At 43.1% G+C, this 24649-nt stretch carries 15 protein-coding genes and 3 pseudogenes; 14 read left to right on the plus strand and 4 right to left on the minus strand.

Going from position 1 to position 24649, the window contains the following annotated elements:
* Nucleotides 1-182: 182 nt before the first annotated feature.
* Complete coding sequence (locus tag FTU69_RS06755) at nucleotides 183-512, minus strand: DUF4236 domain-containing protein (protein WP_005403805.1); 330 nt, start codon at nucleotides 510-512, stop codon at nucleotides 183-185.
* Nucleotides 513-720: 208 nt separating this feature from the next.
* On the opposite strand from FTU69_RS06755, the gene FTU69_RS06760 reads away from it, so the two are divergent.
* From FTU69_RS06760 to brxL, 7 genes are read left to right on the plus strand one after another with little or no spacing between them, the layout of a single operon-like run.
* On the plus strand, nucleotides 721-1587 hold the full coding sequence (locus FTU69_RS06760; protein ID WP_180004198.1) for a WYL domain-containing protein: 867 nt from the start codon (nucleotides 721-723) through the stop codon (nucleotides 1585-1587).
* A 10-nt stretch (nucleotides 1588-1597) separates the two neighbouring features.
* On the plus strand, nucleotides 1598-2209 hold the full coding sequence (locus tag FTU69_RS06765; RefSeq protein WP_121523422.1) for a DUF1819 family protein: 612 nt from the start codon (nucleotides 1598-1600) through the stop codon (nucleotides 2207-2209).
* Between the two features lie 16 nt (nucleotides 2210-2225).
* Nucleotides 2226-2801 carry a DUF1788 domain-containing protein gene (locus FTU69_RS06770; RefSeq protein ID WP_086355031.1) on the plus strand — a complete coding sequence of 192 codons (576 nt, stop codon included), beginning with the start codon at nucleotides 2226-2228 and terminating at the stop codon, nucleotides 2799-2801.
* Nucleotides 2802-2841: 40 nt separating this feature from the next.
* Entirely contained in the window at nucleotides 2842-6522 is a 3681-nt protein-coding gene (brxC, locus tag FTU69_RS06775) for a BREX system P-loop protein BrxC (RefSeq protein ID WP_180004195.1), read from the plus strand.
* Nucleotides 6523-6568: 46 nt separating this feature from the next.
* Entirely contained in the window at nucleotides 6569-10117 is a 3549-nt protein-coding gene (pglX, locus tag FTU69_RS06780) for a BREX-1 system adenine-specific DNA-methyltransferase PglX (RefSeq protein ID WP_180004193.1), read from the plus strand.
* Between the two features lie 43 nt (nucleotides 10118-10160).
* Nucleotides 10161-12785, plus strand: a complete 2625-nt coding sequence (gene pglZ, locus FTU69_RS06785; RefSeq protein ID WP_180004191.1) for a BREX-1 system phosphatase PglZ type A — start codon at nucleotides 10161-10163, stop codon at nucleotides 12783-12785.
* Nucleotides 12786-12814: 29 nt separating this feature from the next.
* Nucleotides 12815-14854 (plus strand): protease Lon-related BREX system protein BrxL, encoded by a 2040-nt coding sequence (gene brxL / locus FTU69_RS06790; protein WP_005021615.1) that lies wholly within the window; start codon nucleotides 12815-12817, stop codon nucleotides 14852-14854.
* 123 nt (nucleotides 14855-14977) lie between these two features.
* Here the strand turns inward: brxL and FTU69_RS06795 are convergent.
* A pseudogene (locus FTU69_RS06795) lies at nucleotides 14978-15214 on the minus strand (hypothetical protein); the annotation flags it as partial.
* Between the two features lie 295 nt (nucleotides 15215-15509).
* On the opposite strand from FTU69_RS06795, the gene FTU69_RS06800 reads away from it, so the two are divergent.
* The 6 genes and pseudogenes from FTU69_RS06800 to FTU69_RS06825 form a co-directional block, all read left to right on the plus strand.
* On the plus strand, nucleotides 15510-15920 hold the full coding sequence (locus tag FTU69_RS06800; protein ID WP_197704863.1) for a cation efflux protein, CzcI-like: 411 nt from the start codon (nucleotides 15510-15512) through the stop codon (nucleotides 15918-15920).
* A gap of 48 nt (nucleotides 15921-15968) precedes the next feature.
* Nucleotides 15969-17294 (plus strand): TolC family protein, encoded by a 1326-nt coding sequence (locus tag FTU69_RS06805; protein WP_035269736.1) that lies wholly within the window; start codon nucleotides 15969-15971, stop codon nucleotides 17292-17294.
* A gap of 1 nt (nucleotide 17295) precedes the next feature.
* A complete protein-coding gene (locus tag FTU69_RS06810; protein ID WP_016658777.1) occupies nucleotides 17296-18525 on the plus strand; it encodes an efflux RND transporter periplasmic adaptor subunit in 1230 nt (409 codons plus the stop codon).
* On the plus strand, nucleotides 18515-21655 hold the full coding sequence (locus FTU69_RS06815; protein WP_180103630.1) for an efflux RND transporter permease subunit: 3141 nt from the start codon (nucleotides 18515-18517) through the stop codon (nucleotides 21653-21655). The genes FTU69_RS06810 and FTU69_RS06815 overlap by 11 nt, the downstream gene beginning before the upstream one ends.
* Nucleotides 21656-21741: 86 nt before the next feature.
* Nucleotides 21742-22641 carry a cation diffusion facilitator family transporter gene (locus FTU69_RS06820; RefSeq protein WP_005028603.1) on the plus strand — a complete coding sequence of 300 codons (900 nt, stop codon included), beginning with the start codon at nucleotides 21742-21744 and terminating at the stop codon, nucleotides 22639-22641.
* 183 nt (nucleotides 22642-22824) lie between these two features.
* Nucleotides 22825-23154 (plus strand): annotated as a pseudogene (locus tag FTU69_RS06825) (recombinase family protein); the annotation flags it as partial.
* Between the two features lie 75 nt (nucleotides 23155-23229).
* On the opposite strand, the gene FTU69_RS06830 reads toward FTU69_RS06825, so the two are convergent.
* Together FTU69_RS06830 and FTU69_RS06835 are read right to left on the minus strand one after the other, a co-directional pair.
* Nucleotides 23230-23718, minus strand: a complete 489-nt coding sequence (locus FTU69_RS06830) for a GNAT family N-acetyltransferase (RefSeq protein WP_004733307.1) — start codon at nucleotides 23716-23718, stop codon at nucleotides 23230-23232.
* Nucleotides 23708-23974: a DUF1778 domain-containing protein gene (locus FTU69_RS06835; RefSeq protein WP_004733309.1), complete on the minus strand. Its 267-nt coding sequence runs from the start codon at nucleotides 23972-23974 to the stop codon at nucleotides 23708-23710. Before FTU69_RS06835 ends, FTU69_RS06830 begins: the two co-directional genes overlap by 11 nt.
* A gap of 185 nt (nucleotides 23975-24159) precedes the next feature.
* Here FTU69_RS06835 and FTU69_RS06840 point away from each other — a divergent pair.
* Nucleotides 24160-24423 (plus strand): annotated as a pseudogene (locus FTU69_RS06840) (helix-turn-helix domain-containing protein); the annotation flags it as partial.
* Between the last annotated feature and the right edge of the window lie 226 nt (nucleotides 24424-24649).

Here is a 24649-nt window from a genome sequence, read left to right on the forward strand (position 1 = left end):
CTCCAATTGTGATGGATCGATTTACCTCGACTCGATTGAGTCAGACTATCATGATTGAGCCAGAGTCGCTTACTGAAAGTAGCGAGAATTGCGCTGGAGTTTCTGAAGGATATTAATTCCTTAGTTTGCCCATTCATCCATCTGGGCATTTTTTTTTTGATTAAAATACAATGCGGTTCTTGCTAAAAAATGACGGCACCCACCATAAAACACAATATTCCAAAAATAATCCAAGGCCATATCTTTGCCTTCGGTTGTTCTAAATTCTGAGGATTATATTCCGTGTGTTCTAGCGATGTCGGTTGTGGAACACGGGTCTTTTTAGAGTAAGGTTGGTGTTTAGAGTAAGATAGTCCCGTACCTGGAATGCCGACACTGGTTCGCGTACCTTTTTTCCCAATATTTAGAGAAGCACCAGGTTTGCCAATGCTGGCACTGCTGATGCCTTTATGGGTCAGATTAATTTTAAAACCCGGGAATAATTTAATACTTTTACGAAATCTAAAACCCATATTTCTCTCATTCTAAAACTTAGCTCAATTCACGCGCTATACCAGGATCCATGATCTGCTAGAGATCGTACTTTGACGGCTATCATCAGGATACTAGTATATTTTTTATCTGATGATTGCAATACTACCTTTAAATACCGTCAAAAATATTTACTGTATATTTGCTGTAGGGTAATCTTAAAGCTGCTATTTATTGACTGATTGGTATATGACGACAGATAAGCATGAAGTGCTTCTTCGAATGCGAGCCATCGAGTTGCTTGCTTACTGGGAAGGTCGTTTGGTTACCAATCGTTTGATGAGCTGGTTTGGGCTCAGTCGACAGCAGGCTTCTGCGGATATCAAGCGTTACAATACGCTGTATAACCCCGATGCCTTGATTCATGACCCCTCCGTCAAGGGTTATGTGCCTAAGGCCAGCTTCCAGCCTGTACTGACTACAGCGCATATCAATGAATATCTCAATATGCTCTCGGGCTTGGTCAGTGAATCGCATGCCCTTATTGCGATGCCAGAACCGAATCTTACAGCAGTTCAATTACCTGATCGCAGTGTACGTCCTGAAGTGATTCGGGAAGTTTTGCGTGCCTGCCGCAACCAAAGTACTTTAAAAATGATTTATGCCTCGATGCAGAATCCGCAGTGGCATGAACGCATCATTTCCCCACACACCCTGGTGTATACCGGTTTTCGCTGGCATGTCCGTGCCTATTGCCATCAGAGCAAGCAGTTTAAGGACTTTTTACTCTCCAGAATTGATCGCACACCTGTTGTGATGGCGATTGAGTCAGTAGGCCCTGCTCAGGATCAGCAATGGCATGAAGAAATTGTACTGACGCTGATCCCTAATCCAAAATTGAACTCATCACAACAAGCGCTGGTCGAAAAAGACTTCGGCATGCCTGATGGCAGATTACAGATTCCGGTGAAAAAAGCCCTGGCTCACTATACTTTGCAGCGATATCAGGCCGCGATCACGCTGGCTGAGGCGGATGATGCCTTGAAATATCCCTTGGTACTACAACGCTCAGATATCGAAAAGCTGTCGTCTTACCTGTTTGATCAGGCGTCATAGGAGATTGGCTATGTTAGAACAATTTCATTATGACAGTGACCTGATTGGCGGTTCCCTGATGGTGCGTGAAAGCCGGCTGATCGCGGATCTGTTATTACGAGAAGCGACTCCAGAACAATGGCATCAGGCCATTCAGATTGACAATATTCTGCAAAAAAGAACGCCTGCTTCAGCCCAACGTAACGCCACTGCCATTCGTAAGCGTCTTGAGCGCTTAGAGCCTGATTTCTGGAAAGCTTTGCGGGATGGGGATGATGAGCTGGCGACTCAGGTGGCTTTTTGTGGGGCACTGGAACGCAACCTGTTGCTGCTTGAGTTTATGGAAACGGTGATGAGGGATGCCTATATCTCCCAGGCGCAATACTTGGACAGTTATATCTGGTCAGATTTTTTGGATGAACGCTCACAACGTGATCCGGATATCTGTGATTGGAAAGAGTCCAGCAAGAAAAAAATGGGGCAGGTGGTGTTTCGCATGCTGGCAGAAGCCGGTTATTTAAAAAGTACCCGTAAGCTGGAGTTGCAGCGCGTGATCGTCAGAGCAGAGCTGCGTAGCCTGTTGGAAGAACATTATAAACAACGCATTAAAAGATCTATGGAAGTGTCGGTATGGACGCGTTAGTTGTAGAGGGGCAGCAATGAGTCAAACAATACATGAGCGTCTGAACCAGATTCCAGAGCGAATACTTTCAACCGAGTTTCTCACTGGACAAGGATTGGGCAATGAAATTGGCTTCTGGATTTTTGATTATGCACCTGAAGATGAGTTGAAGGTGCGCGAATATCTGCATTTTCTAGACGGGATGCTGGAGAAAAAACACAGTCAGCTGAAGGTGGTGAATATCAACCTGCTGCAAGCCGTGGTGGATTATCTGTCTGAGCGTAACTTCATCGATAAAGCCATTCAAATGCAAAAAGCCAAAGGCGATGAGGCGCTGCTCAAAGCGCTGAAAGGCCCACTGCATATGGATAAGTTCGCGCCCTATCTGGTGAGTAAATATGCCACCAATGCACAAGATATTGTGTTGATGACTGGGGTAGGGTCGGTTTGGCCACTGTTACGTGCCCATCACTTATTGAACAGTTTGCATTCGTTACTGGGGCATAAGCCAGTGGTGCTGTTTTACCCAGGTTATTACGACGGTCAAGCGATGAGTTTATTTGGAAAAATTCCAAGCAATAATTACTACAGAGCATTCAGATTAGTGCCTTAACACGGCAAATAGAAATAAGAATTCGGGGGAATGGATTGAGATGAACATTAAAGAACTTTTTTATAAGCCATTAGATCGTGCGATTAACGGGGTCGTAAAAGCAGACCAGAATGACAATACTACGGTTTATCAGGAACTCGATGAGTATGTGGTCACCAATGAACTGGAAAAGCATTTTCGGGACTTTTTCCAGTCTTATGGCACAGACCTGAGCGATCCTTCGATTGCCAACCGTGTCGGCGTATGGATTTCAGGCTTCTTTGGTTCAGGTAAATCACATTTCCTGAAAACCTTGTCGTATATTCTGGCCAATAAAGTGGTACGTGATGCGCAAGGTAACGAGCGTAGCGCCGCAGAATTCTTTGATGAAACTAAAATCCGCGATGCATTTATCCGTGCCGATATTGGCAAGGCCGTTAGCCATCATGCCGATGTCATCCTGTTTAACATTGACAGTAAAGCCAGTTCCAATGACGATGGCAATCCGATCCTGAATGTGTTTTTACGTGTGTTTAACGAGTATCAGGGTTTTAGTGCTGACCATCCACATATTGCCCATATGGAACGTCACCTGAGCCAGAAAGGGGTGTATGAACGCTTTAAACAGGCGTTTGAGGAATCCAGCGGCATGTCTTGGCTAGAAGAACGTGACGGATATCAGTTCTATCAGGATGATGTCGAAACTGCGATTTCTCAGGCACTGAATCTATCAGCAGAAGCTGCACACAAGTGGTTTGAGGATTCTGAGCAGACCTTTAGTGTTTCGGTTGAAAACTTCTGTCAGTGGGTGAAAGAATACCTGGACAGCAAAGGACCCCAGCAACGCATGTTGTTCTTGGTCGATGAAGTGGGGCAGTTTATTGGCAGCGATACCCGCTTGATGCTGACATTGCAAACCATTACTGAAAACCTGGGTACGATCTGTAAAGGCCGCGCTTGGATTATCGTCACCTCACAGGCAGACATCGATGCTGTTTTAGGTGAGATGTCTTCTTCCAAAGCCAATGACTTCTCCAAGATTGCTGGTCGTTTTAAAACCCGGTTATCACTGTCCAGTTCCAATACCGATGAAGTCATCCAGAAACGTTTATTACGTAAAACCCCAGAAGCAGAAGCATTGCTCAGATCAGTGTTTGAGCAAAAGGGCGATATCTTAAAAAATCAGATTACCTTTGACCGTTCAGGCCCAACCCTAAAGAACTATGAGGGGCCAGACAGCTTTATCCATAACTATCCTTTTGCGCCGTACCATTTTCAGCTGGTACAAAAAGTATTTGAAGAAATCCGTAAGGTCGGTGCGACCGGTGCACACCTGGCCTATGGTGAACGGTCCATGTTGGATGCGTTCCAGATGGCCGCGAATGCGATTGCTACAGATGAAGTCGGTGCCCTGGTTCCTTTCCACCGCTTCTATACTTCAGTGGAAGGATTTCTGGATACAGCAGTGAAGCGTACCATCGACCAGGCAGGGCAGAATAAGACCCTGGATGGTTTTGATGTGCAGATGCTGCGTACCCTGTTCATGATCCGCTATGTCGATATCATCAAAGGTACGCTGGATAACCTGGTGACTTTGTCGATTGAGAAAATTGATGAAGATAAGCTGGCATTGCGCAAGCGGATTGAAGAGAGCCTGCAGCGTCTGGAAAAAGAGAGCCTGATTACTAGGAATGGTGATGAGTTCCTGTTCCTAACCAATGAAGAGCGGGATATTACCCGAAAAATTAAAGCCACAGACTTAGCGGCTTCAGAAGAAAATAAAGAGTTAGCCAACCTGATCTTTAAAGATTTACTGCGCGATCAGAACAAATACCGCCATCAAGCCAACAAGATGGACTATCAGATTGGTCGTTTTCTGGATGGTCATAGCCTGGATGGCAAGTATGAGAGCGATTTGAAAGTTGAAATCATTTCTCCGCTGGATACGGAATACAACCTCTATACTGAAGCTTACTGTATTGGTAAAAGTACTCAGGCCGAAGGACAAGTCCTGTTTAAACTGGCAGACGATAAACAGTTCTTTAATGAACTGCGCACCTGGCTGAAAACCAATAAATTTATTCGGTTAAATGATGATGGCACTCAGTCCGATATCACCCGTATCCTGGCAGACCGTGGCCGTGAGAACCAGGAGCGTAAAAAACGCCTGCGTGTCCGGGTCGAAGAAATGTTGCTGGACGCGGAAAGTTATGCCTTGGGTCAACATCTACAACTTTCATCTTCAAGTCCAACCACCAAGCTGGATGAGGCTTGTCGTTATTTGCTGGAAAACACTTATACCAAACTGAGCTATCTGCAGGTCTATCAGCAGGATGCCTGGCGTGAACTGAACGCCGTCTTGACTGTGGATGATATGGCGCAGCTCGGATTGTCTCTGGATGGCGGTCAGAGCAATCCCAAAGCCCTACAGGAAGTGGAGCAGTACATTGCACTACGGGCCACCGGTACAGAGCGTATTCTGGTGTCAGATGTGGTGGATCGTTTTGCCAAACGTCCTTATGGCTGGCCAGATGCCGAGATTTTACTGTTGGTGGGTCAGCTGGCTGCGATGGGGCGGATTTCACTACAGTTAAATGGCGGCAGCTTACAGTTAAAAGATGCCTTTGAGCCTTTACAAAACAGCCGCCGTCGCCGTGATGTGTCGATCATTAAAAAACGCCAGACTGATGATCAGGTATTGAAACAGGCACGCCAACTCACCCAAGAACTGTTCTCGGCGATGGGACCAGCGACTGAGAAAGAGCTATTTGAATTCTATTTGCAGCATCTTAAGACTTGGTTAGCCAACTTTAAGTCGTATAAGAGTAAAACTGATGTTGGGCAGTTCCCGGGTAAGAAAGTGATTGAAAAGTCTATTCTGACTTTGGAACGTCTGCTGGCGAATAGCGACAGCTTCGATTTCTTTAAGGCCGTGGTCGAGAACAAGGACGACTATCTGGATCTGGAAGAAGATTATCGTGATATTCATGAATTCTTCAGCAACCAGATGCCAAGCTGGCAACAACTGCAACAGGCCTTACGTCATTTTGAGAAAAACAAACAGGCGCTGGGCAGTGATGAGGTGGCAAAAAAAGCCCTCTCTGAATTACATCGCATTTCCACCCTTGAATCGCCCTATGGTCTGTTAAATAAAGTGGCTGATTTGGTTCGTACAGTGGAAAGCGTCAATGAGCAATTGTTGACTGAGAAGCGCAATCAGGCGATAGAACACATTGATGACAAGATCAAACAGTTAGAAGCCGAGATTAAAAACAGTGGTATTGCCACCGCTGAGCTGAGTAACAAGCTATTACGCCCACTACAACTGCTGAAAACGGATATTGAAGTGGAAACTAGCCTGTCCACCATCTATATGTTGCAAACTCAAACCAGCGTCGAGCGTTTTGATGAAGCCTTGTATGAGTTGGAAAGCGAAGTTCAGGCGGAAATCCAGCGTCAGGCCAAAGCGGCACAACTGGCTCAGAGCAAAGCCGAGAGTGTGGCGAGTTCAGCAACTACAGCCAGCCCAGTTACATCAACACCTGCTGCGAGTCCGGTACAGTCTGTGACAGCCGTAGTGCCACCGAAACCTGTTGTCGAAGTTGATGTCGCCAGCATTTACAGCAAAAGCTCAAGTAGTGTCTATCTGGAAACAGAAGAATCAGTGGATCAGTTTGTAGACGCACTCAAAGCTGAACTGAAAAAAATCGTGAGTGATAAAAAGCGTGTGCGTATCCGCTAACTCGGGTTAGGGATATCGGCATCAGTCATTAATTAAAGGTTTAAAGATGAATACCAGTAATATTAAAAAATACGCACCGCAAGCACGAAATGATTTTATCGCAGCGATGCGCAAGCAAGCCGCTAAATATGGCATCACCGCAGACCGCATTTTACCGGCAGAACAGAAAGGGGACTTGCTGCTGATTGGCGATCAGGTTTTTCCGCTATCAGTCATGAAACCACGTGAGAAGCTGATCAAGCGCATTCAAACCAGCAGTTTTGAGCAGACGATTGATTATATCGCTTATAGCTGGTTTAACCGTCTCTGTGCCATTCGCTACATGGAATGCAAAGGCTTACTGGATCATGGTCGCCGTGTGCTGAGCAGTGCCGATGGTAGTGCAGGCTTGCCGCAGATTCTGGAAGAATGTCTGGACATTGAGCTACCGGGTTTAGATGCCAGCCGTGTGGCTGAACTCAAGCTGGATGGCAATAAAGACGAAGAACTCTATCGTGAATTGTTACTGGCGCAGTGTCATGCGTTGAATCAGGTGATGCCACTCCTGTTCGAACAGGTGTCTGATGAGTCAGAACTGTTATTACCGGATAACCTGACCAAAACCGATTCGTTGATCCGTGATCTGGTCAGCAGTATTCCAGAAGAAGACTGGTCGGATGTGCAGATTATTGGCTGGCTGTATCAGTTCTATATTTCTGAAAAGAAAGACCAGGTGATTGGTAAAGTTGTCAAAAGTGAAGATATCCCTGCCGCGACACAATTATTCACCCCAAACTGGATTGTGAAATACCTGGTACAGAACAGTGTTGGTCGTCTATGGATGATGGCACAGCCAGAAAGTATGCTTGCCAGTGGGTGGGAATACTATATTCAGCCGGCTGAGCAAAGCGATGAAGTCAATGCACAGTTAAAACAGCTGATTGATGTACGGATCAGTGAAGATGGCGATAGCTTAAACCCTGAAAGCATTACGGTACTGGATCCGGCCTGTGGTTCGGGGCATATTCTGGTGGAAGCCTACGATTGCTTAAAAGCGATTTATTTGGAACGTGGTTACCGCAGTCGTGATATTCCACGTTTGATTCTGGAAAACAACCTGTACGGGATTGATATTGATACCCGTGCCGCGCAGTTAGCCAGTTTTGCGCTATTGATGAAAGCGCGTGAGGATGACCGCCGTTTATTTAGCAATCCACCGAAGCTGAATATTATTGCGCTACAAGACAGTCAGGATTTAGATGCAGATCAAATCTGGAAAGATCTCAACTTAAACCAAGCATGGCAAAAAGGCAGTCATGTCGATCTGTTTGGCAATGATCAAAAGGATTTAAGCAGTCCTGAAAATGACGAACGTTTTAAGCTGATTCAGGAAGTTTTAGCTAAGTTTAAAGAAGCCTCAACTTTTGGTTCTTTAATTTGTATGGATAGCCCAGAACAAGATTTTATCGATTTGCAAAATACCTTAGAAGGCTTGGTTATTGAGGGCGATACCTTACAGAAAGCCGCTGCTAAAAAATTATTGCCTTTGGTTATACAAGCAAAACTTTTAGCGAAAAAATATGATGCTGTAATCGCTAACCCGCCGTATATGGGTGCGAATACAATTACAAACTTAAAAGAATTCGCTAAAGATTACTATCCTGATAGTAAATCAGACCTCTTTGCCATGTTTATAGAACGTGGTTTCGATTTTTGTAAAGAATCTGGTGCTAGTAGTATGGTAACAATGCAGGGATGGATGTTTTTAACATCATATCAAAACATGCGGGAAAAATTACTTCTAAATCATTCAATTTGGACTATGGCTCATTTGGGAGCCCGAGCTTTTCCAGAGATATCAGGCGAAGTTGTACAGACTGTAGCATTCGTAGGTCAAAAAAAACATATAGGGGGTGTAAAGCCGGCTTTCTTCAGATTAGTAGATAAAAATCATGAGGAAAAACAATACCTATTAAAAAATAATTTAAATCGCTTTGATACAACCATTCAAGAAGATTTCCAAAAAATACCATGTAGTCCTATAGCATATTGGGTAGGTAATTCTATACGTGATAATTTTGAGAAAATGCCAGCATTAGCGGATATAGCTAATGCTAAAAGTGGACTAACAAGCGGAGATAAACCTAGGTTTGTAAGAGAGTGGTATGAAGTCAATCATACTAAGATCAATTTTGTAGCCAAAAATAATCAAATTAATTTAAATAAATGGTTCCCACATAATGATGGTGGTACTGCAAGAAAATGGTATGGAAACAGAAATCATATTATTAATTGGGAAAAAAATGGATTTGCAATTAAACAGCAGCGTAATTCTACCATTCGAAATCCATCATATTATTTTAAAGCTGGCGTAACCTGGACAGATATTTCGAGTTCTTTTTTTTGTGCAAGATTAGTAGATGAAGGCTTTATATTTGAAAATACAGGTTCTATGGTTTTTTCAAATAATTTAATAACAACATTAGGTTTATTAAATTCAAAAGTTGTTTTCTACTATATGAATCTTATGAATCCTACCTTACATTTTGGAGTTGGCGAAATAAATAAACTTCCATTTGATGTACAAGCAGCTAATGAAGAAAATATTAAGGTTTGTGTTCAATTATCTAAATATGATTGGGACTCCTACGAAACCTCATGGGACTTTACCCAAAACCCCATTATTCGTAGCCAACAGCCAAACTTAGAACTAGCGTTTAACACATGGCAACAGCAAAATACTGACGCCGTGGCTGAAATGAAACGCTTGGAAGAAGAAAACAATAAGCTGTTTATTGATGCTTATGGTTTACAGGATGAACTTACACCAGACGTACCAGATGAACAGATCACTTTAACTCGTGCCGACCGTGAAAAAGACAGCCAGCGTTTAGTCTCTTATGCACTTGGCTGCATGATGGGGCGTTATAGTCTGGATGAACCAGGTCTGATCTATGCCCATGCAGGTAATCAAGACTTTGATGCTAGCCGTTATCAAACATTCCCGGCAGATGCTGACGGTATTATTCCATTGACCGAAATGCACTGGTTTGAAGATGATGCAACGCACCGTATTCGAGAGTTCTTAACTGCCGTTTGGGGGAAAGAGACACTGGATGCCAATATGCAGTGGCTCGCAGAAAGCTTAGATAAAAAAGCCAGTGAAACGGCTGAAGACACCATTCGCCGTTACCTCGCCAGCAAGTTCTATAAAGATCACATGCAGACCTATAAAAAGCGCCCGATCTACTGGCTATTCAGCAGTGGTAAACAGGGGGCTTTCCAGGCGTTGGTGTATTTGCATCGTTATAACGAAAGCACCTTGGCGCGTATGCGTACCGAATATGTTATGCCACTGATTTCCAAAATGTCCGCCTATGCTAATTCTCTGGAAACAGCAAAAGAAAGCAGTGACTCTGCGGCTGAAATCAAACGCATCGAGAAAAAACTGCAAGACTTGCATAAGCAACAGGCTGAACTCAGTACTTTTGAAGAAAAGCTGCGTCATTATGCCGATCAGCGTATTACGTTAGATCTGGATGATGGGGTGAAAGTCAATTATGGCAAGTTTGGGGACTTGTTGGCTGAAGTCAAAGCGATTACGGGGGAGAAATGATGAATGCTTTTTCTCCGGTACTAGACCTTGATGAGGTCGTTGCATGAATTTAAGTCAACTACAACAAGGTCTGGAACAAGCCTTTTATATTGAACAGCACCGGATTGTCTTCTGGTACGATGCGGAACAGTCCTTTAGCGAAGAAGTAAAGGCGTTAAAACTGAATGATGTTCATATTCTGAATATGGCAGAAGAATCCAGCCTTGCGATTAAGCTTAAACTGGAACTTGAGGATCAGCAGGGCAAATACTTGCTGTATTTTCCAAGTCCTGAGCCTGAAACTGAAAAAGACTGGTTACTGGACATCAAGCTCTATTCACGCATCTTCTATGCCGATCGTTTCTCGATTATTTTCAATGAGCTTGGGCTACAGCAACAAAGTTTAAGAGAACATCTGGCCAAACGTGAAGAGTTCCTCAAAGCCAAAGCCCGTCTGAGCGCATTAAAACGTTATACCCAGCCTGATGCAGATGAACAGAATCTGGATATGGCCATGATTGCAGCTGTGGTCAAGGCCGACAGTGCCGAACTCATGCATATCGTTCTGGCACTGGCAGATGAAATGGTACAGCAGAACCTGGCTCTGGAAGTCAATCCAGACTCCTTTGCTGAACTGGAAAAATTCCAACTGGTGCCAGCTTTGGTCACCGCATTACAGGCGGAAATTGGTTATCCAGCATCGGTTGAAGAATTGAATGGGGAAGCACCATTCAAGCTCGGTACGTTCTTTATCCGTTTGATGACTACAGGTTTCTGTGAAAGCCTGGGCGATATACCGCTATGGGCTCAAGAACTGGTGATGTCATCCGTCAGCTCCCGTGCGACGGCTAGAGCCTTTTTGTCGCGCTGGAGAGACAGTTCTAAATACTACCCAACCTTCGATACGCTTTCCCAGACCGTGGCGAATGCACTGCGGATCCAGGAGAGGGTCGGGGCCTTTGATCTGGGGCAGCTGCTGGATGTCATGACCTTTGAAGTGATTGAACAAAAGATCATTGTTGATTTGGCCAGTCATATCCCTGCAGCAACCAAAGCTGAACTGGAACATTTCAGAACGATTATTTCTACCCGTCTGGATGGTTATTGGGCTTCCAAACATAAGGATGATGCAACACGCCGTAAATATCGTACTGTCTATACAGCGTTGCAGGCAGCCATTGAGCTGTTTAGCCTGCGACAGCAGTTTGATGCCGGTTTCTATTTCGACTCCAGTGAAGCTTTGTATAAAGCCTACGAGCAGGAGTTGTATCGCTTTGATATGGCCTATCGCCACTACAGTGCTGCTTCTCAACGCGCTCATGTCGATATCCTGAAAAAACTCGATGAAGAAGTGGAAAATTGCTATTCCTACTGGTTTATTGACCACTTGGCACGCAACTGGGGCGAGCGGATTGAAGCTGAGCAACGCTTGAATGTCTGGAAAATGGCAGATATCCCAAATCAGCAGAACTTCTACGATACTCACGTTAGACCCTTACTCAGTTCCGCAACGAAACGCCGTATTGTGGTGATTATCAGTGATGCTTTCCGTTATGAAGCTGCGGTAGAGCTGCGTGATCGTATCAATGAAAAGCGTTATTCTGAAGCGACCTTGTCTTCACAGCTGGGCGTTGTCCCAAGTTACACCACACTTGGCATGGCCTCGTTGTTGCCGCATCAGACTTTGGAGTACAAAGAGGCCGCAGGTGATGATGTTTTAGTAGATGGGCAGTCCAGCAAAGGGACTGCAGCACGATCCAAAATTCTGGCTGCCTATAATGGATTGGCAGTAACCGCTGAAATGGTAAAAGGCTGGTCGCGTGATGAAGGCCGTGAAGCGCTGAAAGATCATGAGCTGATTTACGTTTATCACAACGTGATTGATGCACGCGGTGACAGTGCCTCGACAGAATCAGAAACCTTTATGGCGGTAGAACATGCTATTGAAGAGCTGACCGAACTCAGCCGCAAAATCTTAATGCACTTCAATATTTCTACCCTGTTGATTACAGCCGACCATGGCTTCCTGTTCCAGCAAAGTAAACTGGAATCTGCGGATCGTTCAAGCTTGACTGAAAAACCTGCCAATACATTGAAGAGCAAAAAACGCTATGTGATTGGGCATGGTTTACCAGAGAGCAAGGAAGCCTGGAAAGGCTCAACCCAAGCTACGGCAGGCACATTATCTGCGACTGATTTCTGGATTCCAAAAGGGGCGAACCGTTTCCATTTCGTAGGAGGCTCACGTTTCGTGCATGGCGGCATCATGCCTCAGGAAATTGTGGTACCGGTACTGATGGTAAAACAGCTACGTGGTGAAAAGGCTGGACAGCGGACCAAGCGTAAAGTTGAGGTCATTTCTACCAAATCCACGCTGAAGATGGTCAATAACATCCAGAAGTTTGATTTGATGCAAACCGAAGCTGTCAGTGAGCTGGTCATGCCAGTGACTTTATCCATTGCCATTTATGATGGGGATCTTAAAGTTTCCAGTGAAGAAACTTTGACTTTTGATAGCACTACCGACTCTGTTGCCGATCGGGTCAAACAGGTCAGACTGTCATTGTCTGGCACTGATTTTGACCGTAAGAAAGATTACTTCCTGGTACTGAAAGACAAAGACCTGAATATCGAGATGCAACGCTATAAGGTCACCATTGATTTGGCATTTACCGATGACTTCTTCTAATAACGAATTAACGATAGAGCGTAGCCTACATGGAATCTGCTAACGATAAAGAACTGGATCAGCTGCTGAATGAACACTTTGCTGGGCGGGTGGTACGTAAGGATCTAACTAAACTGATCAAAGAAGGGGCCAATGTCCCTGTCTATGTACTTGAATACCTGCTGGGGATGTACTGTGCCTCGGATGATCCAGAGATCATTGAACAGGGACTACGTAACGTAAAGACCGTACTGGCTGAGAACTACGTCCGACCGGATGAAGCCGAGAAGGTGAAATCCCTGGTCCGTGAACGGGGCAGTTATAAGGTCATTGATCGGGTGACTGTAAAGCTGAATGAGCGTAAAGACAAATACGAAGCATCATTTAGTAATCTTGGCATCAAAGATGCCGAAATCTCGGCAGGCATCGTCAAAGAGTATGAAAAATTACTTGTTGGTGGTATCTGGGTCATTGCTACGCTCAGTTATTATTTTGAAGAAGGACAGACTAGTTCTCCATTTGGCGTGAGCTTACTCAAGCCGATTCAAATGCCGAATATGAATATGGATGAACTTTTCAGTGGCAGAGCAGCATTAAGCACTGATCAGTGGCGCGAGAGTTTAATCCGTTCGATCGGCATGGAACCGGCTTCGTTAAAAGAGGATGTGCAATGGCACCTATTAGCGCGTATGGTTCCGTTCGTTGAAAATAACTATAACGTTTGTGAACTGGGACCACGCGGTACCGGGAAAAGCCATATTTACAAAGAGTGTTCACCGAATAGTATTTTAGTCTCCGGTGGACAAACGACTGTCGCCAACCTGTTCTATAACATGAGTAGCCGCCGTATTGGTCTGGTGGGCTTATGGGATGTGGTAGCTTTTGATGAAGTTGCTGGTATTTCCTTTAAGGACAAAGATGGCGTACAGATCATGAAAGACTACATGGCCTCAGGATCTTTTGCCCGTGGTCGTGAACAGATGGAAGCCTCAGCTTCGATGGTTTTTGTGGGTAATATTAACCAAAGTGTTGAATCCTTGGTGAAGACTAGCCACTTATTGGCTCCTTTTCCTGAAGCCATGATCGATTCAGCATTCTTTGATCGCTTTCATGCCTATATCCCGGGTTGGGAAATTCCGAAAATGCGCCCGGAATTCTTTACCAACCGTTATGGCTTGATCGTTGATTATCTGGCTGAGTTCTTCCGGGAAATGCGTAAGCGTAGTTTTGCGGATGCCATTGAGAAGTACTTTAAGCTAGGGAATAACCTGAATCAGCGTGATGTGATTGCCGTTCGCAAGACGGTTTCTGGATTGATGAAGCTGCTCTACCCACATGGTCAATTTAACAAAGAAGATGTACGGCAATGCCTGGAATATGCGCTGCAGGTGCGCCGTCGGGTCAAAGAACAGCTGAAAAAAATTGGGGGGATGGAATTCTATGATGTGCATTTTAGCTATATCGACAATGACACCCTAGAAGAGCATTTTGTTTCGGTAAAAGAGCAGGGTGGAGGTGGACTTATTCCCGAAGGTCCTGCTAAACCAGGCTTCCTGTATACCATTGGCCTCAGTAATAAGGGCATGCCAGGCTTATACCGCTTAGAACTTCAAGTCACTAAAGGTTCAGGAAAATTGGCGACATCTGGCTTATGGAATTCAAGTAGTGCCAAAGAACAGGTCAAGATTGCTTTTGATTACTTCAAGGCCAATGCATCCCGGATCTCGGGGGGCAGTAAGGTGCTGGAACATGATTTCCACTTACATGTGGTGGAATTACAGAATACCGGCCCGCTCAGCCATCTTGCTCTGCCAAGTTTAGTGGCTTTCGCTTCTGGCCTCTTAGGACGATCGGTACAAAGTCAGATGGTGGTACTGGGTGATATGAGCTTGGGTGGTTCAGTGACACCGGTGGAAAGTATTGCCGAATGTCTGCAAGTTGCTTTTGATGCGGGTGCCAAGAAGGTTGCTTTACCAATGAGTAGTGCGGCAGATATCCCAACGATTCCTGTGGAACTGTTTACCAAGTTCCAGACCAGCTTTTATGCAGATCCGGTGGATGCGGTGTTTAAAGGGTTAGGGGTGGATTAATTTCATATCTGTCTGGAAGAGTTACAGTAGATTGTTTTAAATTCAGTTTCTCAAGTTAAACACCATGTTGTAAAAGCATAATACTGCCTCTTTTAAAGAGCTAGTATTTTAGGGGGGATTACCCTTCATTTTTTTTTGATCAGATATCTGTTGTACTTTGACAGGATTTTGTTGATCTAAATATTTTTGATACCAAACACGCAATGTTTCAGGAGTACAACCGATTTTAGGATCAATAGCTGTGATTGCTGCCCAAGTAGAAGGATAATCTTTTTCAGATTCAATCAATAATTGAACCGCTCTTTCTCTGATTTCAGGGGGCAATTTTACTTTGCCATTTGTAAGGTAAAAGGGGTCAATTTTAGAATGCCGTTGACAATGTATCGCCTTTTGAGTTTGAAGCAATGTACAATGATAAGATTAACCCGTTAGGTCAGGTGGCCTAACTTAAATAAAAAGTCTCCGACAAACCCGGTACGGTTCACTATCTATTGTTATTCTTACCTGAAATTGATGTGAGCTTATAGAGACAAGGTAAATTTGCAAAAGTGCCGGCTATTCAGTGTTCATTGAATGTTTAATTTAATTTATTAAGCTTGACCTTGGAGTGGCTCTAAGCCTTATACTTGGTACAAATTTTTCGATTGTTATGATGATGCGTTCTACTACATGGATTACAGTCTTGGTTGGATTGTTCATGTTCCAAAGCTTTTGGAATGTGGCGGCGGCCTTTTGTGTCCATGAACAACAGCCTCAATCACAGCAGAGTTATCATTTTGGTCATCACCAAAATACCTTGTGTGCCAGCGATAGTCGTCAACACGATCATAATGGACAGTCAGAAAACATAAAAACATTCAGTAGCGATTTAGAAATCGGTGAAGATCATCAAGATCATCTACCATCGATGACGCATTTGATTGTACAAAATGAAAAAGTAGATGTGTTTCATCCAAGCTCTGAAGTTAAAGTGAATCCACAATTTCATTGGAAAAACAGCTATCAGGCTCCTGACCTGTTTCAACAAAGCCCACCTCCCGAATTTTCCCCGCTCATGGTGGGGTAGCCTAAAACATTCCCACCACTTTTATTATTTAAATAAGTGGGAAAAATCATGTCTTCACAATCAATTATACTCTTGCGTCATAGCTTGGTTGCTTGTATATGTGCAGCGGCTATGCAATATAGCTATGCTGAAAACGTTACCAGCTTTGAATCCGCTTTAGCAAAAGTACAAAGTTACCAGACTCAAGACAAGCTGTGGCAACAAGTTCAGCAAATATCTGAATTGAATATTCAGCAAAGTCGGTTATGGCAGAATCCAAGTATAAGTTTAGAACAGTCTGGCTTTGGCTCAGGTCAAGAACAGGAATTCAATGTTGGCGTTAGTCAACCTCTAGATCTATTTGGTCAGCGTAAGCTGAACCGGGTGATTGCCAATACCTCGAATCAACAAATCCAATTGCAACAGCAATTATGGAAGGCACAAAGCCAACTGATTGTTAAATTTGCATGGTCGCAATTTGCACTTGCTGAGGTTGAGCAGTCTGCTTATTCAGTACAGTTAAAAACAAGTAAAGCCAATCTGGACAGTGCCCAGAAACGCTATCAGGCAGGCAGTATTGCCCTGGTTGATTTTGAGCGTACCCAAATTGAAGCGCTAGAAATCCAACGACTTTATCAGCAAGCGATGCTGAATAAACAAGCTGCCGGTCGTCAGCTGTCTAATTTGTGGGGGGGAGAAACATCTTCACATCTTCAATTGAATAAAACCGCTATCCCTTGGCCAGAGCAAAGTCTCCAAACTGTGCAACGGTATATTGCTGAAGGGTGGCTAGAAAAATTCTATGCCTTGAACATTCAGCAATCGGATCATCAAATTGAAAATTTAAGAATTCAGGCACGTCCCAATCCGACTTTAAATGTAGGCATGAAACGTAGCAAAACCCCTAATGAAAGCAACGATACGACTTTGGCAATCGGCGTGGCTATTCCACTGAATATTTTTAACCGCCAGCAATATGCGATCCCGATGGTCCAGCAACAGCAAATATTGCTGAACCAACAGCAGCAGCGTGAGCTGAAGCAACAAATACTCAATATTGCCAACAGCATGCATCAGCTCAAAGGTTTACGTAGCCAGTTCGATGCCACAACAGCACAAGTTACTTTGGCGACCAAAGTTCAGAGCCGTACTTTACAAGGGTTTCAGGCAGGGAAACTGTCCATTACCGACGTTCAGCAAGCAACCACCCAACTGCAGAATCTTCGATTGGGTCAATTACAAATTCTACGTCAAGCTTGGCAAACTGCCCTCGCAGCTGAGGCACTCAGTATTGGCACAAGTTATGAAGAAATTAGCCGTTCGGATGCCTATACACAACTGAATAAAAAGGCAGTCGAAGCATCGCAAAATTTAATCAATGGGGGAGCACGATAAAATGAACGCCAAGCAAAACGGAAAAATATCCCAGTCTCTCATGATTGCAATTTTGATTCTGATTACGGTCTTGGTCAGTCTGGTTATTTGGTTAAGTTCAAAAAAAACTGAATCTGAGGGGCATGGTCATGATGAGGGAAATGCCGAACATTCTGATGAAGATAGTTCTGAAGAAGGACATGCTGAAGAAGGCGAAATACAACTGACCAGCCAACAAATGGTTGAACAAGGTTTAAAAGTTGCTGTTGCATCCACAGGATTGGTTGAAAAGCTGACAACCCTGCCAGGTAAATTGGTGGTGAATACCGATCAACAAGCGCATATATCGCCTAATTTTAGTGGTCATGTCGAGCAGGTCAATGTGGCTTTAGGACAGAGCGTGCAAAAAGGACAAACGCTGGCTGTACTAATCGTGCCTGAACTGATCGACCAACAGGCAAATCTGCGTATGGCACAGGTGAATCTGGATTTGGCCCGTAAAGATTACCAGCGCGAACAGCAACTCTGGTCACAGGGGATTTCTGCCAAACAGGATTACCAGCGTGCCGAAAATGCCTACCGTCAAGCGCAGATTACTGTCCAGTCCTCACAAGCACGTTTAAATGCATTAGGTGCAAGTGGCAATAACAATGGGCGTTTTCTGATTAAAGCACCGATCTCTGGGGTGATCAGTCAAAAAGATATTGTGGTCGGTGAAAATGTGCAACTGGCTAATCAGCTCTTTGTCATTGAACAGCTGAAAGATTTATGGCTTGAGTTTAATTTGCCGAATCAATTCTCAGGTCAACTGCAAGCCGGGCAAAAAATTGACTTTAAAGTGAATGATTCAGATCAAATCTATAAAGCTACTGTACAAAGCTTAACCTCTCAGGCAGATGTACAAACAGGGCGTCTGGTGGTGCGCGCAAAACTCGATGCGCAAGCTACTGAGTTGCGTTCTAATGTGTTAGTGAGAGTGTTGATTCCGGAAGCTACAGCAAAATCAGCCCTTCGGATTCAAAAGTCTGCGCTGCAAAGTATTGAAGGTGAAGACAGTATTTTCATCGTAGATTCAGAACAAAAAGGTCAAGTCCACTTAAAAGCACAGAAAGTGCAATTGGGGCAGGCTTCAAGTGATGGACAATGGCTTGAAGTGATTTCTGGGCTGACTGAAGGGCAGAAGTATATCGCTCAAGGCAGTTTCTTGTTGAAATCTGAATTAGAAAAAGACGAGGCAGGCCATGAACATTAATTCTGATCTGCCAAAACCAGAAGGTTTATTCGAACGAATCATTCAGTTTTCCATACAAAATGCGATTTGGGTGTTGCTCTTTGTCTGTACCTGGATTGCGGTCGGGGTGTATAGCTATCAGAAACTCCCGATTGATGCTGTACCCGATATTACCAATACCCAAGTCCAGATTAATACTCAAGCCAAGGGTTTTACTGCGCTTGAAGTCGAACAGCGGATTACCTATCCCATTGAAAATGCCATGGCTGGCATTCCGGATCTGGAGCTTACCCGTTCCATATCCCGTTATGGACTCTCTCAAGTCACCATTGTCTTTAAAGATGGGACTGATATTTATTGGGCCCGTCAGCAGATTAACCAACGGATACAGGAGGCGCAATCTGAGTTGCCTGCACAAATCGCACCGACGATGTCCCCCGTTTCTACGGGTCTCGGTGAGATTTATCAATGGGTACTGAAGGCAGATCCGAATGCGAAAAAGCCGGATGGAACTGCATACACGCCGATGGATTTACGTGAGATTCAGGACTGGATTGTGCGTCCTCAACTGCAACGTGTTAAGGGAGTTGCAGAGGTCAACAGTATTGGTGGTTTTGAAAAAACCTATGTGGTCTCTCCCGATTTAAACCGGATGCAGCAACTGAATATCTCATTAGAACAACTGCAACAGGCTTTAGCGCAAAATAATGAGAACCGAGGTGCAGGTTATATTGAAGACAATGGTCAGCAACTGACGGTACGTGTACCGGGTACATTCAATGGGCTTTCTGATATTGAGAACACCATGCTGGGTAGCCCAAATGGCAGCCCAATTCGGGTTGGTGATATTGCGCAAGTCTCTATTGGGCATGATTTAAGAACCGGTGGGGCAACCTATAACGGCAAAGAAACCGTTTTAGGGATTGCCATGATGGCGATGGGGGGAAATAGCCGGACTGTTTCTAAAGCTGTGGATGCCAAGCTTCAAGATATTCAGAATAGTTTGCCTAAAGGGGTAGTGATTGAAACGGTGTACGACCGTACTACCTTGGTTGAGAAGGCGATTAAAACCGTTCAGAAAAACTTGGTAGAGGGAGCAATCCTGGTCATCATCATTCTGTTCCTGTTTTTAGGGAATATCCGTGCTGCCTTGATTACTGCCTGTGTCATTCCACTCTCTATGCTGTTTACCTTAACCGGGATGGCACAGAAAAATATCAGTGCCAATCTGATGAGTTTAGGTGCACTCGATTTCGGCATCATTGTCGATGGTGCTGTGGTGATTGTCGAAAACTGTATCCGGCGTTTAGCCCATACACAGCAACTGTTAAAACGACCTCTCACACAAAGTGAACGCTTTAAGGAAGTTTTTCTGGCTGCCCGCCAAGCACGTCGTCCTCTTATTTTTGGTCAGCTTATTATTTTGGTGGTGTATTTGCCGATTTTTGCTTTAAGTGGTGTGGAAGCAAAAATGTTCCATCCGATGGCATTGACAGTGGTACTCGCCCTTGTTGCAGCCATTATTTTATCGATCACCTTTGTGCCTGCTGCTGTGGCATTGTGGGTCAAAGGCGATATTCAAGAAAAAGAAAGTCGTTGGATGTTATGGCTAAAAGCTAAATATCAGCAAACTCTTGATATTTCGTATCAATACAAAGCAGTTGTGCTGACTTTTGCACTGTGTGTATTAGTGATTACGGGATTTATCAGTACCAAACTCGGCAGTGAATTTGCACCACAGCTCAGTGAAGGAGACTTTGCGGTACAACAGTTACGTTCACCAAGTACAGGCTTAGAAGAGTCTTTACGTATTCAGGAGAATACTGAAAAACTTCTTTTAAAGAGTTTCCCTGAAATTAAGGCAGTATTTGCCAGAACGGGTACAGCCGAGGTTGCAACAGATGTCATGCCACCCAATATTTCAGATGGCTATATCATGTTAAAGCCTCGTTCAGAATGGCCAAATCCTAAAGAAAGTTTAGATGAATTACGTGGCCGTATGGTGACGTATTTAGCCACGATTCCAGGCAATAATAGTGAATTTTCACAACCGATTGAACTCCGATTTAATGAATTGATCTCAGGTGTGCGTAGTGATGTTGGTGTGAAAATCTTCGGTGATGATATGAATGTCCTCAATACTGAGGCGACTAAAATCTCCAAAATCATTCAGCAAATATCGGGTAGCAGTGCCGTGAAAGTTGAGCAGACCTCAGGTTTGCCATTACTGAATGTCGAGGTAAATAAAACTTTGGCTGCACAATATGGTTTGAGTGTGAAATCTATTCAGGATGTGGTGGCTGCAAGTATTGGTGGACAAAGCGTGGGAGAGATTTTAGAAGGCGATCGTCGTTTTGATTTTGTTATCCGTCTTGGAGAGCAAGACCGTAGTGTCGCATCTGTTTCCCAGTTACCTATTCAGCTTCCAAATGGTGGCAGTATTTTATTGTCGGATGTCGCGCAAGTCTCGACCATTGAAGGAATCAACCAAGTCAGTCGAGAAAATGGTAAACGCCGAGTTGTGGTTACAACGAATGTTGAAGGGCGTGATTTAGGGTCTTTTGTTTCTGATGTACAGACACAGCTCAAAGCATACACTTTGCCAAGTGGTTATTGGATAGAATATGGCGGTCAGTTTGAAAATTTGGCTTCAGCCAAAGCACGGATGCAAATCGTGATTCCACTGGCTTTAATCACTATCTTTATTTTACTGATGGCGGTCTTTCACAATGTCAAAGAAAGTCTATTGGTCTTTACCGGGGTACCCTTTGCCTTGACCGGTGGTGTGCTGTTCCTTTGGCTAAGGGATATTCCATTATCGATGTCAGCTGGAATTGGCTTTATTGCCTTATCTGGTGTTGCAGTCCTCAATGGACTGGTAATGCTGACCTTTATTAAGGAATTAAGGGACAAATATCCAGTGCATAAAGCCGTGTGGCAAGGGGCTATTTTGCGCTTAAGACCAGTGTTGATGACAGCTTGTGTGGCTTCACTGGGTTTTGTACCAATGGCGCTGGCAACCGGAACAGGGGCTGAGGTTCAACGGCCACTGGCAACCGTAGTGATTGGCGGGATTATCTCTTCAACATTACTAACTTTGGTGCTGTTACCCGTGCTTTATCGTTGGATAAATGAAAAGAAAGTTTCTTAATCCAATAGATTAGTCGATTTACAGCAGAGATATTGGCTGTTATCCAATATCTCTGCTCATCATAAATAGAATAAGGAAAATATTTTATGTCAGAACATCATGATCATAGCCATGCGGTTGTTACTGAAGAAAATAGTAAGAAGTTAATGGTTGCCTTAGGTTTAACGACTACTTTTTTAATAGTAGAAGTTGTCGCTGCTTTTATTACCCAAAGTTTGGCTTTGTTATCTGATGCAGCTCATATGTTTACTGATGTAGCCGCTTTAGCTATTGCTCTTGCCGCTATCAAAATTGGTAAAAAAGCCGCAGATGATAAAAGAACTTTTGGCTATCAGCGATTTGAAATTTTAGCGGCTCTGTTTAATGCGGTGATGCTTTTTGTGGTAGCAATATATATTGTATATGAAGCTTATCAACGTTTTACGAATCCTGCTGAAATTCAAAGTGTTGGAATGATGATTGTCGCGGTCATTGGTTTGGTCATAAATTTGATTTCAATGAAAATCCTTTCTGCTAGTGCTGAAGGAAGTCTAAATATAAAAGGTGCATATTTAGAAGTTCTTAGTGATGCTCTAGGATCGATAGGCGTGATTATCGGAGGAATAGTTATTTATTTTACCCAGTGGATGTGGGTTGATACCGTAATCGCTGTGTTAATTGGCTTCTGGGTCTTACCTCGAACTTGGATTTTATTAAAACAAAGTATTCATATTCTGCTTGAAGGAGTTCCTGATGAGATTGATATTGAGTCGTTAAGAAATGATTTATTGAAGCTAGAGGGCGTTGAAGGGATTCATCAGTTGAAAGTCTGGGCTATATCCTCAAGAAATATTCATTTAACTGCTCATTTGGTTGCTCCGAATAGCAATACAGATCAACTCTATCAAAAGGCCTTAGAAGTTCTAAAACATAATCATAATATTACTGAAATTACGTTACAAATAGAAAATACGAAATGTAATACATTGAACCAACATAAACACTAATTTGGACTTTAGTCTTCATATAGATGTTTTGTGTAACTTTAAAGTATACCCTAAAGTTACACTGTGAAAGCTGTAAAATACATGTCTCATTTAAATGAAATTCATACATACGTTACATGTAACTTTTAAGATTAAGATTCATTAGTTACAATAAGCAGAAATAGTCATCTAGTAGATAACAATATGAAAGGTCATAAAGTTGGATATGTCAGAGTCAGCTCTATTGACCAAAATATTGGACGCCAACTTGAGGGAATTGAAGTAGACCGATTATTTGTCGATAAAGCTTCAGGAAAAAATACAGCCCGTCCTAAATTTCAGGAAATGCTCAGCTATGTCCGTGAAGGTGACATGATTGTTGTGCACTCTATGGATCGCTTCGCTAGGAGTCTTAAAGATTTAGTGACTGAGGTTGATCAGCTTGTAAAAAGGGGAGTGGCTATTCAGTTTGTGAAAGAGAATATTACATTTACGGCTCAGGCCACCCCGATGGATAATTTGATGTTGCAACTTGCAGATTATTGGATAAATCAGCCACTAATTCCTGTAAGCAGTTTACCAGTCACTCCTATTGCTAGTAGACCACTTTCAATTGAAACTAGGTATTTCACTCACTGGGTATATTAATGTTAATGGATTTGATGTTAATGAAATAAAGCCGAAACGCTGATAAAACTCCATCGCTTTTTTATCTTTAGCATGTATTACAACAAAATTAACACCAATAATTTGAGCAACTGTTGAAACTTGTTTAAGAGCATGGGCTAAAAGCACTTTCCCAATTCCTCGCCCCTGAACGGTTTGATCAACGGCAAAGCGACCTACAACTACACAAGGGAGCGGATAACGAGGTAATCGTTTAGTAAGCACAGTATCAACTACATCAAATCCTATGGATGTGCTGGATAAACAATAAAACCCTCTCACTTGTAGATCATCATCAATAGCAACATACGTTTTACTTGTTCCTGATTTCTGATGTTGGGATGCATACTGTTTTATGAATTTATTTAAATCATCTTGCCCGCAATTAAATGATTTTTTCTGATGATGGGCTTGTAAAACCTCAATTTTCATCTAATAAACTCATTAATTTTTTCATCTCATCATTTGCAGGGCGTGGGTTCTCAAGTATGTTCATTAACATATCTCGATCAGCATTATTTACTTTTAACTCATAATTAGATTTAAGTAATTCTTTTGCTCTTTCAAATGAGGATTGAAGCATAAAGGAACTTACACTGAGTCCCAATAAATTCGCAGCTTGTTCAATTACATTTTTTGCATCTACTGTTGAACGAATATTAATTCGTTCCGTTGCTAAGTTAGTCATATCCCACCCAACAAGTACATCAATTTGATGTACAAATTATAGCAGATTAAGATTGTGCTTCAAGATTCAAATTTGGATATTTTGTTTTGAATTATTTGAATAGAAAATCAATGGCCTACTACTATCCAAAATGAGTGGCAGGATTTGAATAAGAATAACTGGTAGGTTTACATAAGAATACTCAGCAACTTATGGGGGCTTTTGCCCAATTTGAACGAGAGATTATTTTAGAGCGCCAAAAAGAAGGGATTAAGATTGCAGCGGCTCAAGGTAAATATAAAGGTCGAGTCCATAAGTTAAATCAAGAGCAGGCTGAAGCTTTACGACACGCCTGGAAAGAAGGGAAATATCCATCGAAAGTCGATTTAGCTAAAGCTTTTGGTATTAGCAGACAGGCTGTCTATCGCTATTTGAAAAATGAAAATGTCATCGATAGACTTTATATTTGAAGCAACAGAAGACCTAAAGGGCTTTACTGGTATCCATTGATTGTTCAGCAACATTAAATAAAACCGTGGAACATTGATCAAAGAATAGGCGTGGAACGTGAACAATCATAAAAAAAGCCCATTCGAGGGTGAGTGGGCTATAAAACTGAAATCAACACATTGAATTATAACACAATTTAAAAAGTATTGCGTATAAGGTGTATTATGTTAATTTTAGTAGAACTAA

This window comes from Acinetobacter sp. YH12134 (genome assembly GCF_013418555.1).
Lineage (GTDB): Bacteria > Pseudomonadota > Gammaproteobacteria > Pseudomonadales > Moraxellaceae > Acinetobacter > Acinetobacter indicus.